This window comes from Vibrio sp. CUB2, assembly GCF_001557945.1.
In the GTDB taxonomy this organism is placed as follows: Bacteria; Pseudomonadota; Gammaproteobacteria; order Enterobacterales; family Vibrionaceae; genus Vibrio; species Vibrio owensii.
Map to the genome: position 1 here is coordinate 243,618 of NZ_LNRB01000007.1, position 14,511 is coordinate 258,128.

General features: G+C 46.0%; 11 protein-coding genes and 2 tRNA genes. All 13 read right to left on the reverse strand.

Translation table 11 applies throughout. The features are described 5' to 3' along the window. Nucleotides 1-172 precede the first annotated feature (172 nt). Complete coding sequence (pnp, locus tag ATB78_RS13750) at nucleotides 173-2,305, reverse strand: polyribonucleotide nucleotidyltransferase (RefSeq protein WP_061008929.1); 2,133 nt, start codon at nucleotides 2,303-2,305, stop codon at nucleotides 173-175. Nucleotides 2,306-2,619: 314 nt separating this feature from the next. Then, on the reverse strand, nucleotides 2,620-2,889 hold the full coding sequence (rpsO, locus tag ATB78_RS13755) for a 30S ribosomal protein S15 (protein WP_005380094.1): 270 nt from the start codon (nucleotides 2,887-2,889) through the stop codon (nucleotides 2,620-2,622). 150 nt (nucleotides 2,890-3,039) lie between these two features. Further along, a complete protein-coding gene (gene truB, locus ATB78_RS13760) occupies nucleotides 3,040-3,984 on the reverse strand; it encodes a tRNA pseudouridine(55) synthase TruB (RefSeq protein ID WP_020193888.1) in 945 nt (314 codons plus the stop codon). Further along, a complete protein-coding gene (gene rbfA / locus ATB78_RS13765; protein WP_005431935.1) occupies nucleotides 3,984-4,391 on the reverse strand; it encodes a 30S ribosome-binding factor RbfA in 408 nt (135 codons plus the stop codon). The genes truB and rbfA overlap by 1 nt, the downstream gene beginning before the upstream one ends. Before the next feature lie 109 nt (nucleotides 4,392-4,500). Beyond that, nucleotides 4,501-7,185 carry a translation initiation factor IF-2 gene (gene infB / locus ATB78_RS13770; RefSeq protein ID WP_009707526.1) on the reverse strand — a complete coding sequence of 895 codons (2,685 nt, stop codon included), beginning with the start codon at nucleotides 7,183-7,185 and terminating at the stop codon, nucleotides 4,501-4,503. 21 nt (nucleotides 7,186-7,206) lie between these two features. After that, entirely contained in the window at nucleotides 7,207-8,694 is a 1,488-nt protein-coding gene (gene nusA, locus ATB78_RS13775) for a transcription termination factor NusA (RefSeq protein WP_005439457.1), read from the reverse strand. Between the two features lie 36 nt (nucleotides 8,695-8,730). After that, nucleotides 8,731-9,186, reverse strand: a complete 456-nt coding sequence (gene rimP, locus ATB78_RS13780) for a ribosome maturation factor RimP (protein ID WP_005439455.1) — start codon at nucleotides 9,184-9,186, stop codon at nucleotides 8,731-8,733. Between the two features lie 231 nt (nucleotides 9,187-9,417). After that, nucleotides 9,418-9,494: transfer RNA gene (locus tag ATB78_RS13785), tRNA-Met, on the reverse strand. Nucleotides 9,495-9,550: 56 nt separating this feature from the next. Further along, a tRNA-Leu gene (locus ATB78_RS13790) sits at nucleotides 9,551-9,634 on the reverse strand. Nucleotides 9,635-9,652: 18 nt separating this feature from the next. Beyond that, nucleotides 9,653-9,991, reverse strand: coding sequence for a preprotein translocase subunit SecG (gene secG / locus ATB78_RS13795; RefSeq protein WP_005439454.1), 339 nt, complete (start codon nucleotides 9,989-9,991; stop codon nucleotides 9,653-9,655). Nucleotides 9,992-10,216: 225 nt separating this feature from the next. Beyond that, a complete protein-coding gene (gene glmM, locus ATB78_RS13800) occupies nucleotides 10,217-11,557 on the reverse strand; it encodes a phosphoglucosamine mutase (RefSeq protein WP_009707527.1) in 1,341 nt (446 codons plus the stop codon). Between the two features lie 10 nt (nucleotides 11,558-11,567). Further along, on the reverse strand, nucleotides 11,568-12,407 hold the full coding sequence (folP, locus tag ATB78_RS13805) for a dihydropteroate synthase (protein ID WP_061008960.1): 840 nt from the start codon (nucleotides 12,405-12,407) through the stop codon (nucleotides 11,568-11,570). Nucleotides 12,408-12,476: 69 nt separating this feature from the next. Continuing rightward, nucleotides 12,477-14,456, reverse strand: a complete 1,980-nt coding sequence (gene ftsH / locus ATB78_RS13810; RefSeq protein WP_038894275.1) for an ATP-dependent zinc metalloprotease FtsH — start codon at nucleotides 14,454-14,456, stop codon at nucleotides 12,477-12,479. Nucleotides 14,457-14,511: the final 55 nt, after the last annotated feature.

A 14,511-nucleotide genomic window follows, 5' to 3' on the forward strand; every position in this document is an offset into this window, starting at 1 on the left:
CCTGTTTGGACCGCTCTGGGTCTGTTTCTCTTTATGCACTATAGGATATATAACTTCGCTTGAGGCTAAACTTGTCGAAACAGGCCAAAAAAAAGGGGAGCGAAAATGCTCCCCTTTTATAGCATGCTTTCAGTCTCTTAAGCTAATAAAAGACCAAAAGTCGAAACTTAGATTATTCGCCTTTTGCTTCAGAAGCGTCGTTTGCTTCTTCTGCTGGCTTCTCTACAGCTTCTTTCATACTTAGACGTACACGGCCTTGGCGGTCGATTTCAAGAACTTTAACTTGAACTTCTTGACCTTCAGTTAGGTAGTCAGACACTTTCTCAACGCGTTTTTCAGCGATTTGAGAGATGTGTACTAGACCATCTTTACCTGGAAGAACCGTTACGAATGCACCAAAGTCAGCTAGACGTGCAACCTTACCAGTGTAGATACGGCCTACTTCAACTTCAGCAGTGATCTCTTCGATGCGGCGGATAGCTTCTTTCGCTGCTGCACCTTCAGTTGCTGCAATCTTGATAGTACCGTCGTCTTCGATTTCGATAGTTGTACCAGTCTCTTCAGTTAGAGCACGGATAACTGCACCACCTTTACCGATAACGTCTTTGATCTTCTCTGCGCTGATCTTCATTGTGTGAATGCGAGGAGCGAATTCAGAGATGTCTTCACGAGCACCAGAGATAGCTTCATCCATTACAGATAGGATGTGCTTACGTGCACCTTGAGCTTGGTTAAGCGCAATTTGCATGATCTCTTTAGTGATACCTTCGATCTTGATGTCCATTTGAAGTGCTGTGATACCAGTGTTAGTACCCGCTACTTTAAAGTCCATGTCACCTAGGTGGTCTTCGTCGCCAAGGATGTCAGAAAGAACAACGAAGTCGTCGCCTTCTTTAACAAGACCCATTGCGATACCCGCAACAGAAGACTTGATTGGCACACCTGCATCCATAAGAGCAAGAGAAGTACCACATACAGAAGCCATTGAAGAAGAACCGTTAGATTCAGTGATTTCCGATACAACACGTACTGTGTATGGGAATTCATCAACAGAAGGCATTACTGCTGCGATACCGCGTTTAGCCAGTTTACCGTGACCAATTTCACGACGCTTAGGAGAACCTACAAAACCAGTTTCACCAACACAGTATGGAGGGAAGTTGTAGTGTAGTAGGAAGTGATCTTTACGCTCACCTGTTAGCTCGTCGATGATTTGAGCATCACGCTGCGTACCTAGAGTCGCAGTTACTAGAGCCTGAGTTTCACCACGTGTAAATAGTGATGAACCGTGTGTACGTGGAAGAACACCAGTACGTACGTCTAGCGCACGAACCATGTCTTTTTCACGGCCGTCGATACGTGGGTTACCAGCGATGATGCTGCGACGTACAACTGTCTTCTCTAGATCGTGGAAGATAGTGTGGATTTCTTTTGTGTTCGCTTCTGGATCTTCAGCAAGTAGCACTTCGTTTACTTCACCAGCGATCTCGTGGATGCGGTCGTAACGAGCCATCTTCTCAGTGATTTGGTAAGCTTCAACAAGCTTAGCTTCAGCCAGTTCAGCGATCTTGTTTACAAGCGCTGTGTTCTCTTCTGGAGCAACCCAATCCCAAGCAGGAGTCGCTACTTCAGCAGCAAACTCGTTGATTGCCTTGATCACTGTTTGTTGTTGGTCGTGGCCGTAAACAACCGCTGATAGCATTTCTTCTTCAGTTAGGTTGTCAGCTTCTGACTCAACCATTAGTACTGCAGATTCAGTACCCGCAACCACTAGGTCTAGCTTAGAAGCTTCTAGTTCAGTGTTGCTTGGGTTAAGTACTAGTTGACCGTCGATGTGACCAACACGTGCAGCACCGATAGGACCGTTGAACGGAATACCAGAGATAGCTAGCGCCGCAGAAGTACCGATCATAGTTACGATATCAGGTTGAACATCTGGGTTAACGGATACTACCGTTGCGATAACTTGTACTTCGTTTTTGAATGCATCTGGGAAAAGTGGACGGATTGGACGGTCGATTAGACGAGCCGTTAGCGTTTCACCTTCAGATGGACGACCTTCACGCTTGAAGAAACCACCAGGGATTTTACCTGCAGCGTAAGTACGCTCTTGGTAGTTAACTGTTAGCGGGAAGAAGTCTTGACCTTCAACTGCTTCTTTTTTACCAACTACAGAAACGAATACTGCTGTATCGTCCATAGTTACCATAACGGCTGCCGTAGCTTGACGTGCGATAACGCCAGTTTCTAGAGTAACTGTGTGGTTACCGTACTGGAACGTTTTAACAACTGGTTTTTCGAACATTGTTATTCCTTGTTTCTAAGCGCATCGATGGACTTGCTCAGAGAGTATTGATTGATACTCAAGACATTACGAATCGCGACTAGTGAAAACAAACTGACATGGTGTGCAATTCGCTTTTAATAGTCGCGACCTTTTGGTCGACGTGGTTGACTGTAATGCAATGAGTCTTTGTGAAAATCTCAAAACGAGATTTAACCGCGTGTAGTATAACGGCATAAGTTTGATTTGGCTAAGCCATAGCAGTGAAAATAAGTAACGGGCAACAAAAAAGGGGCATAAAGCCCCTTTTAGACAAACTGCTATGCAGTCGCTGATTAGCGACGTAGGCCTAGACGCTTGATTAGGTCTTGGTAGCGAGCTAGATTTTTACCTTTTAGGTAATCTAGAAGCTTACGACGACGAGAAACCATACGTAGAAGACCACGACGGCTGTGGTGATCGCCTTTGTGTGCTTTGAAGTGACCTTGTAGGTGGTTGATAGAAGCTGTAAGTAGAGCTACTTGAACTTCTGGTGAACCTGTGTCGCCTTCGCCTTGTGCGTATTCTGCAACGATTGCTGCTTTAGTTTCTGCATTCAGAGACATAATTCTCTCCTAATAAGAGTAAGTTTAAAGTTGTAGCAGCCAATCTCTGATTCAGCCGCTACGCGAAGCGCGAATTATAGGGAAGTTTCCTCACCCGCGCAATATAAAAATACCGGCATTACAGCCGGTATTTTCTAGAGCTTGATGAAGTTACTCTTCGTCGCGGAAAACCACCAAACGTTTTGGTGCCACTTTTCCATCGTCGTTCACTTCAGCAACGCCAATAAACAGCTTATCTTCACCAGAAGTCATGCGAATTGGCGTCCCTTCTGGCGCGCCAAACACTTGTACTGGCATACCATGCTGTACCAAGTTGGTTAGCTCTGCGTTTAGGTTTACCTCAGGTAAATCTTCAACGGCAGTGTCCATTGGCAACAGCAGTGGATCAAGCAACTCTTTTGGTGCGACTTCATCACGATGCGCTTGCTCTAGCAACTCATTAAGTTGCTCTAGCGTCACCATTTTTTCGTATGGGTACTTAGCAACACCAGTACGACGAAGCATGGTCACGTGTGCGCCACAGCCAAGCATTTCACCTAGGTCATCAACGATAGTACGGATGTAAGTGCCTTTCGAGCAGTGTACTTCCATCTCAACTTCGTCACCTTCAAAACGGTGAAGCACGATTTCGTATACGGTGATCTTGCGCGATTCACGTGGCACTTCAATGCCTTTACGAGCGTACTCGTACAATGGCTTACCTTGGTATTTCAATGCTGAGAACATCGAAGGTACTTGGTCTGATTCACCACGGAACGTGTCGATGCACGCTTCTAACTTCTCAAGGTTCACGTCAACTGGACGCGTCTCTACCACTTCGCCATCAGAGTCAGACGTATCAGTACGCTCACCTAACTTTGCGATTACGCGGTAGCGCTTGTCTGAATCCAACAAGAACTGAGAGAACTTAGTTGCTTCGCCTAAGCAGATTGGCAACATGCCCGTCGCTAGTGGGTCCAATGCACCCGTATGACCCGCTTTTTCAGCAAAGAAAATACGTTTTACTTTTTGCAGTGCATCATTTGAAGAAATACCTGTTGGTTTGTCCAACAAGATAACGCCATTAATTGGACGACCTTTACGACGACGAGCCATTACTCTTCCCCTGCCTGATCTTCTTCGCGACCTGAATCTTGCTGTTTACGTTTATCTTCGTTAACAACTTCAGAAACTAGGTTCGACATACGCATACCTTCTACTAGTGTGTTGTCGTAGTAGAAACGGATTTCAGGCGTCAGACGTAGGCGAATACGCTTACCAAGCATCATACGGATGTGCACTTCGTGCTCACGTAGTGCTGCTAGGCATGATTCTGGCGTTTGCTCACCCACACATAGGAAAGTAACGAATACTTTTGCGTAAGCAAGATCGCGTGATACTTCTACATCAGAAATCGTAACCATGCCTAGGCGAGAGTCACGAACTTCACGTTGAAGGATCATCGCAAGTTCTTTTTGCAGCTGCTGTGATACGCGCTGCGTGCGGCTAAATTCTTTTGACATATTCATTCTCTTAAATAGAAAGAATGGGGGGATGGTCAAGCCAGCCCCCCATGGTGTATTCAACAACCAATTACTATTTGTCTTTCAGACGTTTAGTAATTTTAGTCAATTAGTCTAGAGTACGTTTGATTTCAACGACTTCGAATACTTCGATCTGGTCGCCAACGCGAACGTCGTTGTAGTTCTTAACGCCGATACCACACTCGTAGCCATTCTTAACTTCTTGAACGTCATCTTTAAAGCGACGAAGTGACTCTAGTTCACCTTCGTAGATAACAACGTTGTCGCGTAGAACGCGGATTGGGTTGTTACGCTTAATTAGACCTTCAGTAACCATACAACCAGCGATTGCGCCCAGTTTCGGTGACTTAAATACGTCACGTACTTCAGCAAGACCAATGATTTCTTGCTTGAATTCTGGAGCAAGCATACCGCCCATTGCTTGTTTAACTTCGTCAATCAATTGGTAAATGATTGAGTAGTAACGTAGGTCAACGCTTGCTGCTTCAATTGCACGGCGAGCAGATGCATCCGCACGTACGTTAAAGCCAAGGATGATTGCGTTTGAAGCTTCTGCAAGAACTGCGTCAGTCTCAGTAATACCACCAACACCAGAACCAACGATGTTCACTTTAACTTCGTCAGTAGACAGTTTCAGTAGAGAGTCTGCGATTGCTTCTACAGAACCTTGTACGTCAGCTTTCAGTACTACGTTTAGTTCAGCAACTTCACCAGCAGTCATGTTAGAGAACATGTTCTCTAGTTTAGATTTCTGCTGACGAGCAAGTTTCACTTCACGGAACTTACCAGCACGGTAGTTTGCTACTTCACGCGCTTTACGCTCGTCACGTACTACTGTCGCTTCGTCACCTGAAGATGGTACGCCTGAAAGACCTAGGATCTCTACAGGGATAGATGGACCAGCTTCTGTGATTTCTTGACCTAGTTCGTCACGCATTGCACGAACACGACCGTATTCTTGGCCACAAAGAACGATGTCGCCTTTGTTTAGCGTACCTGATTGAACAAGTACTGTTGCAACTGGACCGCGACCTTTATCTAGGCGAGATTCAACAACAACACCAGATGCCATGCCTTCAGCTACAGCTGTAAGTTCAAGAACTTCAGACTGAAGAAGGATTGCTTCTAGAAGACCATCGATGTTTGTACCCTGTTTAGCAGAGATGTGAACGAACATGTTCTCACCGCCCCATTCTTCAGGGATTACGTCGTATTGAGCTAGCTCATTCTTAACGTTGTCTGGGTTCGCGTCTTCTTTATCGATCTTGTTCACAGCAACAATTAGAGGAACGCCTGCCGCTTTCGCGTGCTGGATCGCTTCAACTGTTTGTGGCATTACGCCATCGTCTGCTGCAACTACAAGAACAACGATATCTGTCGCTTGAGCACCACGAGCACGCATTGCAGTAAACGCTGCGTGTCCAGGAGTATCAAGGAACGTGATCATGCCGTTGTCAGTTTCAACGTGGTAAGCACCGATGTGCTGTGTAATACCACCCGCTTCGCCTGAAGCAACGTGTGTACGACGGATGTAGTCAAGTGTTGACGTTTTACCGTGGTCAACGTGACCCATGATAGTTACAACTGGAGCGCGTGGTACTGCTTCTGCGTTTGTATCACGATCAGATAGTACTGCTTCTTCCAGTTCGTTCTCTTTACGAAGAACTACCTTGTGACCCATTTCTTCAGCAACAAGCTGTGCTGTTTCTTGGTCGATCACTTGGTTGATAGTCGCCATAGCGCCCATCTTCATCATTACTTTGATAACTTCTGTCGCTTTAACCGACATCTTGTTAGCAAGTTCAGAAAGAACGATTGTTTCACCGATTACTACGTCTTGTTTTGCTACAGTCGCAGACTTATCGAAACCGTGTTGCATTGAAGTTGGCTTAGCAAGCTTGCCTTTGTTACGGCCTTTGCCACCACGTTGGTTACGACCACCGCGTGATTGCTCTTCTTTTGCTGGCTTCTTCTTCTTACGACGAGCACCGCCTTCTTCTTTACGGTCAGCTGCATCTTCAGCTTCACGAGCGTAACGAGAAGTGGTTACGTGGTAGTCAGAGTTTTCAAGTTCTTTCTTCTTAGACTCTTCTTCAGACCAACGAGCTTCGTTCTCTTCTGCAAGTTTACGAGCTTCTTCAACAAGCTTCGCGGCTTCTTGCTCAGCTTTACGTTGGGCTTCTTCTTCCTGACGACGCTTTAGCTCGTCAGCTTCTTTCTTCGCTTGCGTATTAGCATCCGCATTTTTTGCATTCATGTCTTTCTTAGCCTTTTCAGCTTGTGCGCGTTTTGCCTTTTCTTCAGCTTCACGTTTTGCATCCGCTTCACGTTTCGCTTTCTCATCGGCTTCGCGCTGTGCTTTCTCTGCAGCTTCACGTTTGGCTTGTTCTTCTGCCTCACGCTTCGCAAGCTCTTCAGCTTCACGCTTTGCTGCTTCCTCAGCCTCACGTTTTGCGTCGTCTTCGATAGTGCTGCGCTTCACATATGTGCGCTTCTTACGCACTTCTACTTGAACATCCTTACTTTTGCCGCCACCTGCTGCAACACTTAGCGTGCTACGAGTCTTACGTTGAAGCGTCAGTCTAGTAGGTTCAGATTCGCCCGACTTATCGCCGTGCTCTTTCTTCAGGTGAGAGAGAAGCTTTTGCTTCTCTTCATCCGATACATGGTCAGAACTCGCTTTGTTCATGCCAGCGTCAGCAAGTTGTTCCATTAAGCGGTCGACTGGAGTACCAATCTCTTCACTCAGAGCTTTAACTGTTAATTGTGTCATGCCGCTTCCTCCTTGCTGATATTATGCTTCTTCGCCGAACCAACAGATGTTACGTGCAGCCATGATAAGCTCACCTGCGCGTTCTTCTGTCAGGCCTTCAATACCTTCTAAATCGTCGATACCTTGGTCGGCTAGATCTTCTAGTGTTGCTACACCTTTTGCTGCCAACTTGAATGCCATCTCACGCTCTAGACCTTCAAGGCCTAGTAGATCTTCAGCTGGCTCTAGACCTTCAAAAGACTCTTCTTGCGCTAGGGCAATTGTCGTTAGCGCGTCTTTCGCACGGCTACGAAGCTCTTCTACAAGCTCTTCGTTTAGGCCGTCTACGTCTAGCAGTTCGTTAACTGGAACGTATGCGATTTCTTCTAGCGTTGAGAAACCTTCTTCAACAAGTAGTTGAGCGAAGTCTTCTTCAATGTCTAGGTACTTCATGAAGTTTTCGATAGACGCTTGAGATTCTTCAGCGTGTTTCTTCTGAAGATCTGCCACAGTCATTACGTTCAGTTCCCAACCAGTTAGTTGAGATGCTAGACGTACGTTTTGACCGTTACGACCGATAGCTTGCGCTAGGTTGTCAGCTTCAACTGCGATGTCCATTGAGTGTGCATCTTCATCAACGATGATAGAAGCAACGTCAGCTGGCGCCATTGCGTTGATAACGAATTGAGCTGGGTTATCGTCCCAAAGAACGATATCAATACGCTCACCACCAAGCTCACCAGATACTGCTTGTACACGTGCACCACGCATACCAACACACGCACCTACAGGGTCGATACGTTTGTCATTTGTTTTAACAGCGATCTTAGCGCGAGAACCTGGATCACGTGCAGCACCTTTAAGCTCGATGATTTCTTCAGCGATTTCTGGTACTTCTACACGGAATAGTTCTGCCAGCATTTCTGGCTTAGAACGTGTAATGAACAGTTGGAAACCACGCGCTTCTGGAGCAACTTTGTACAGAAGACCACGAACACGGTCACCTGGACGGAAGTTTTCACGAGGAAGTTGGTCATCACGTAGGATTACCGCTTCTGCGTTGTTACCTAGATCCATTACAACTGTTTCACGGTTTACTTTCTTAACAACACCAGTGATTAGGTCACCTTCGTTGTCGATAAACTGTTCTACGATTTGTGCACGCTCAGCTTCACGTACTTTTTGTACGATAACTTGCTTAGCAGTTTGAGTCGTAATACGGTCAAATGTAACCGATGGGATATCGTCTTCTACGAAATCACCTAGTTGAATGTCTGCATCTTCATACTGTGCAGCTTCTAGAGAGATTTCTTTTGTTGGGTTTTCTACATCTTCTACAACCAACCAACGGCGGAAAGTTTCAAACTCACCCGTTTTACGGTCGATAGCGACACGTACATCGATTTCGATTTCGTATTTTTTCTTTGTAGAAGTTGCTAGAGCAATCTCAAGAGCTTCAAAGATACGCTCACGAGGTACCGCTTTTTCGTTCGATACCGCTTCTGCTACCGCTAAAATTTCTTTACTCATTGTATTTAGCCTCTAAGCTTCAAATTTTTTAGGGAACTAAAATTTAGGGATCAGGTTAGCTTTTGAAATGTTACTTAGAGCAAACTCTTCTTGTTGCCCATCAACAGTAACTGCAATTGTCTCACCATCTACGCTGTGGATAATACCTGCCCACTTACGACGGTTTGCAACAGCCATTTTCAAAACGATGCTGACCTCGTGACCAATAAATTGCTCGTAATGTGCTGCTTTGAAAAGTGGTCTTTCTAAGCCTGGAGAAGAAACTTCTAGGCTGTAAGCAACAGAAATTGGATCTTCAACGTCTAGTACTGCGCTAACCTGATGGCTTACTTCTGCACAAGCGTCTACATTGATGCCATTTTCGTGGTCGATGTAGATACGTAACGTTGAGTGCGCACCCGCACGAATAAATTCTAATCCAACCAACTCATAGCCTGATGCCTCTACTGGAGCTTCAAGCATTTCAGTAAGTTGTCTTTCTAAACCAGTCATTTGAACCACTCCAGAAACAAAAAAAGGGCTCAGAGCCCAATCAAAAAACCAAGCAGTGATCCGAGTTAAATTACAAAAACTCAGATAACAAAAAACCCCGAAAGTCGGGGTTTTATGCTGCTGGACCCTGATACGTTAAGAATAGCCAAAATTTGCTTTTCTTAACTCACAGTGTGGTTAGCACTGTGCAAACTTGCCAATCGAATCATTCTTTCCAATGAAAGAAGAGATTGGTTGCGGGGGCCGGATTTGAACCGACGACCTTCGGGTTATGAGCCCGACGAGCTACCAAGCTGCTCCACCCCGCGTCCGACTTGCTGAGCATTATACGCTCAACTAAGTGATTTACAAGTTTGTAAATTCATGGTGCCGAGAGAGGGACTCGAACCCTCACACCAAAGGCACTAGCACCTCATGCTAGCGTGTCTACCAATTTCACCATCTCGGCTACATAAACCTTTACAGCTTATTGTGGAATCTCATCACCTGCTGGTGCTGGAACTTCACTTGCTGCATCTTTAACTTGTTCTACAACTGGCTGACCTAGTGTTGGGTCTACCCATTGTGACTCAGTCTTGTGCGTAGACATACGACCAAGTAACAAGCTAATGATAAAAAATACGGTTGCTAAAATAGCAGTTGTTCGGGTTAAGAAATTACCTGAGCCGCTTGCACCAAACACTGTGTTTGAAGCACCTGCACCGAACGAGGCTCCCATATCTGCGCCTTTACCTTGTTGAATCAACACAAGGCCAATCACACCAAGCGCCGCCAACAGGTAAATCACAAGTAGAACTGAAAACATTTTTTTCCACCTATGTTCCAAATTGTTGAGCCAGCGCCGTTCAAAAACAATGATGTTTATTTATGAACAAGGCTAGCGACCTCCTAACGGGAGGCGGAGCAATACTAGCGAAAGCCAGTAACGCTGACAAGGGAAAATTAGCAAAAAGTCAGCGCTAACGCATTAAGCGCTCAAAAAAAGGGCAAAAGATGCCCTTTTCTCTCGCAAAATAGGTTAACGCAATGATTAACAACTTGCTTTTACTGCGTCTGCAATTTTAAGCGCAGAGCTTTGAACAAGCTCGGCATCTTCACCTTCAACCATCACTCGGATCAGAGGCTCAGTGCCTGATTTGCGAAGCAATACGCGACCTTTGTCACCAAGCTCAGCTTCAACCGCTGCTACTGAGTCTAGTACAGCTTGAGCTTCAAGTGGGTTGCTTTCACCAGCAAAGCGTACGTTTTCCAGTACTTGTGGGTAAAGCGTCATCCCTTGAGACAAGTCGTGTAGTGTCATATCACTGCCGACCACAGAAGCAAGAACTTGCAACGCGGCAACAATTGCATCACCCGTAGTAACTTTGTCTAGCAAGATAACGTGACCTGAGTTTTCAGCGCCAATCTTCCAGCCTTTCGCAAGTAGCTGCTCCATCACGTAGCGATCACCTACAGCTGCACGTACAAATGGAATACCTAGTTGCTTTAAGCCATTTTCCATGCCTAGGTTTGTCATTAGCGTACCAACAACACCACCTTTTAGTTCACCACGACGCAATGCATCGCGTGCGATGATGTAAGCGATTTGGTCACCGTCGATCTTGTTACCTAAATGGTCAACCATAATGATACGGTCACCATCACCATCGAACGCTAGGCCAAGATGAGCTTGCTCTTCTACCACACGCTTTTGTAACGCACGAACGTCAGTCGCGCCCACTTCAGCGTTGATGTTAGTGCCGTTTGGCTCAACACCCATTGCGACAACTTCTGCGCCTAACTCTTTGAATACGTTAGGAGCAATGTGGTAAGTCGCACCGTGTGCACAGTCAACAACGATTTTTAGGTTTGCAAGGCTCAACTCAGAAGGGAAAGTGCTCTTACAAAATTCGATGTAACGACCTGCTGCATCATTTAGACGAGTCGCTTTACCAAGCTCAGCAGACTCAACACATTCGATGTCTTTGTCTAGCTCAGCTTCAATAGCAAGCTCGATATCATCCGGAAGCTTAGTACCTTCAGACGAGAAGAACTTAATACCGTTGTCGTAGTAAGGGTTGTGAGACGCTGAAATAACGATACCCGCTTCCGCACGGAAGGTTTGCGTTAGGTAAGCGACTGCCGGTGTTGGCATTGGACCCGTAAAGGTAGCTTTCAGACCAGCTGCTGCAAGACCGGCTTCAAGAGCAGATTCAAGCATGTAGCCAGAGATACGCGTATCTTTACCGATGATAACTTTCTTAGTGCCTTGTTTTGCTAGTACACGACCAGCTGCCCAGCCAAGCTTTAGTACGAAATCCGGAGTAATCGGGTATTGACCAACTTTACCGCGCACACCGTCAGTACCAAAATAACGTCTTTTATCAGACATAAAACTTTCCTTAATTCTTTTTGATATTTTTGTTCGTCATCTCAACCACCTTCATTGCTTCAATGGTTTCTTCAAAGTCATGAACTCGAATGATCTGCGCACCTTTCATTGCAGCGATAGTCGCACAGACCACGCTTGCATTAGTGCATTCCGCTGCGGCTTTATCCAACAGCTTAAAGATCATTGACTTACGCGACATACCAGCAAGTATTGGTAAGCCGAATTCATGGAACTTATCGAGATGAGCGAGCATATGATAATTGTGTTCTATGGTTTTGCCAAAGCCAAAACCTGGGTCTAGGATAAGTTGAGACTTATCAATACCCACCGCTTCACAAGCAGCAATGCGTTCTTTGAGAAATTCTGAGACATCTTCCATCAGATCATCATACTGTGGATTTGCCTGCATCGTTCTAGGTTGACCTTTCATGTGCATCAAGCAAATTGGTAGGTTTGCTTGTGCCGCCACTTCCAGAGCCCCCGGTTCTTGAAGCGCGCGAACATCATTGATGAGATCGGCTCCCGCTTCATAAGCTTGGCGCATCACTTCAGCTTTACTGGTATCAACAGAAATCCAAACATCGTGTTTTTTGCGAATCGCTTTGATAACAGGAATGACGCGTTGCAGTTCTTCCTCTAGCTCAACATCTGGCGCGCCAGGACGCGTCGACTCACCACCGATATCGATAATACTGACGCCGGCAGCAATCATTTTCTCAGCTTGGACAAGCGCAAGATCGAGTGAGTTGAACTTACCACCATCGGAGAAGGAGTCTGGGGTTACATTGAGAATCGCCATGACGTGAGGGCGAGAAAGGTCGAGAGATTTGTTGTTTGCTTTAATAATCATAGCTTTAATAATCACAACATATACAAAAACCCCGAGCTTAACTCGGGGTTTATTATCAAAGGCTACTCTTTATTCAGAGTCTTTCTTTTCTGGCGCTTCGCTTGAAGTCGCTTCTTGAGAAGCCGGTTGCTCTACTGGTTTTGTAGGCTCTTCTGATTTCTCTTCAGCTTTTGCTTCAGGTTTCGCTTGAGGCTTATCGTTGTCTTCTGGTTTGTTTGCAGGCTTATCACCCCAACCAGCAGGCTCACGAATGTCCGCCTTACGCTCCATCAGATCATCAATCTGGCCAGCATCAATGGTTTCATACTTCATTAGCGCGTCTTTCATCGCATGCATGATATCCATGTTGTCTTGCAAGATTTGTTTCGCACGGTCGTAGTTACGGTCGATGATCTTGCGAACTTCATCATCGATTAGCTTCGCTGTGTCATCAGACATGTGTTTAGTCTGAGTAACACTACGTCCTAGGAACACTTCACCTTCTTCTTCCGCATACAGTAGCGGACCAAGTTTCTCAGAGAAGCCCCACTGCGTAACCATCTTACGAGCGATGTCTGTTGCACGTTCGATATCGTTCGATGCACCTGTCGATACTTTGTCAGCACCGTAGATCAGCTCTTCCGCTAGACGACCACCGTACAAGCTAGAAACCATTGATTCTAGGTGTTGGCGAGACATACTCACACGGTCTTGCTCAGGTAGGTACATAGTCACACCCAACGCACGACCACGTGGAATGATAGACACTTTGTAAACTGGATCGTGTTCAGGAACCAAGCGACCAACAATTGCGTGCCCCGCTTCGTGGTATGCTGTTGATTCTTTCACTTCCTCAGACATCACCATTGAACGGCGCTCTGCACCCATCATGATTTTGTCTTTAGCCAGTTCAAACTCAACCATAGAAACGTTGCGCTTGTTGCCGCGTGCAGCAAATAGAGCCGCTTCGTTAACTAAGTTTGCTAGGTCTGCACCAGAGAAACCCGGAGTACCACGTGCAATTAGAGATGGCTCTACGTCACCCGCTAGAGGCACTTTACGCATGTGTACTTTAAGAATTTGCTCACGACCACGTACGTCTGGAAGACCAACAACGACTTGACGGTCAAAACGGCCAGGACGCAACAGCGCAGGGTCAAGTACGTCAGGACGGTTAGTCGCAGCGATAACAATGATACCTTCGTTACCTTCAAAACCATCCATCTCTACAAGCATTTGGTTTAGTGTTTGTTCACGTTCATCGTGACCACCACCAACACCTGCACCACGTTGACGACCAACCGCATCGATCTCATCGATGAAGATGATACAAGGTGCCGCTTTCTTCGCTTGTTCAAACATGTCACGTACACGAGATGCACCAACACCTACGAACATTTCTACGAAGTCAGAACCAGAGATAGTAAAGAATGGTACTTTTGCTTCACCAGCAATGGCTTTCGCTAGTAGCGTTTTACCAGTACCAGGAGGACCAACCATTAATACACCTGTTGGAATCTTACCGCCCAGTTTTTGGAAGCGGCTTGGATCACGCAGGTAGTCCACCAATTCTTTTACGTCTTCTTTTGCTTCGTCACAGCCTGCAACGTCCGCAAAAGTTGTCTTGATCTGCTCTTCGCTCATCATACGAGCTTTGCTCTTACCGAAAGACATAGCGCCTTTACCGCCGCCGCCTTGCATTTGACGCATGAAGAAAATCCATACACCAATCAGTAAAATCATTGGGAACCAAGAAATGAAAATAGTGCCTAGCAGGCTTTGCTCTTCAGGAGGCGTACCTTGCACTTTCACGTTTTGATTAATTAGGTCATCTAGAAGCTTTTGGTCATACACAGGCATGTAAGTAACCATTTTGGCACCGCCGCCGCGACGAACAAAGCTAATCTCACCGTCTTTAAAAGTTGCTTCTTGAATCTGGCCTTGGCCAACTTCCTGTACAAACGTGGTGTAATCCACGGTTCTGCCATTGCTCTCTCCAGGGCCAAAGCTCTGGAATACCGACATCAATACGACAGCGATAACAAGCCACAGAATTAAATTTTTTGCCATGTCACTCAAGGTGTCAGCCTCTCGATAACTAATTGTAATTAAAGGTAGGGTACTA

What these genes read in the sequence shown, in the direction of transcription:
- rpsO (WP_005380094.1), bottom strand. Translation starts at nt 2,889, where the DNA reads ATGTCTCTGAATGCAGAAACTAAAGCAGCAATCGTTGCAGAATACGCA.
- rbfA (WP_005431935.1), bottom strand. Translation starts at nt 4,391, where the DNA reads ATGTCAAAAGAATTTAGCCGCACGCAGCGCGTATCACAGCAGCTGCAA.
- infB (WP_009707526.1), bottom strand. Translation starts at nt 7,185, where the DNA reads ATGACACAATTAACAGTTAAAGCTCTGAGTGAAGAGATTGGTACTCCA.
- glmM (WP_009707527.1), bottom strand. Translation starts at nt 11,557, where the DNA reads ATGTCTGATAAAAGACGTTATTTTGGTACTGACGGTGTGCGCGGTAAA.
- folP (WP_061008960.1), bottom strand. Translation starts at nt 12,407, where the DNA reads ATGATTATTAAAGCAAACAACAAATCTCTCGACCTTTCTCGCCCTCAC.
- rimP (WP_005439455.1), bottom strand. Translation starts at nt 9,186, where the DNA reads ATGACTGGTTTAGAAAGACAACTTACTGAAATGCTTGAAGCTCCAGTA.
- nusA (WP_005439457.1), bottom strand. Translation starts at nt 8,694, where the DNA reads ATGAGTAAAGAAATTTTAGCGGTAGCAGAAGCGGTATCGAACGAAAAA.
- pnp (WP_061008929.1), bottom strand. Translation starts at nt 2,305, where the DNA reads ATGTTCGAAAAACCAGTTGTTAAAACGTTCCAGTACGGTAACCACACA.
- truB (WP_020193888.1), bottom strand. Translation starts at nt 3,984, where the DNA reads ATGGCTCGTCGTCGTAAAGGTCGTCCAATTAATGGCGTTATCTTGTTG.
- secG (WP_005439454.1), bottom strand. Translation starts at nt 9,991, where the DNA reads ATGTTTTCAGTTCTACTTGTGATTTACCTGTTGGCGGCGCTTGGTGTG.
- ftsH (WP_038894275.1), bottom strand. Translation starts at nt 14,456, where the DNA reads ATGGCAAAAAATTTAATTCTGTGGCTTGTTATCGCTGTCGTATTGATG.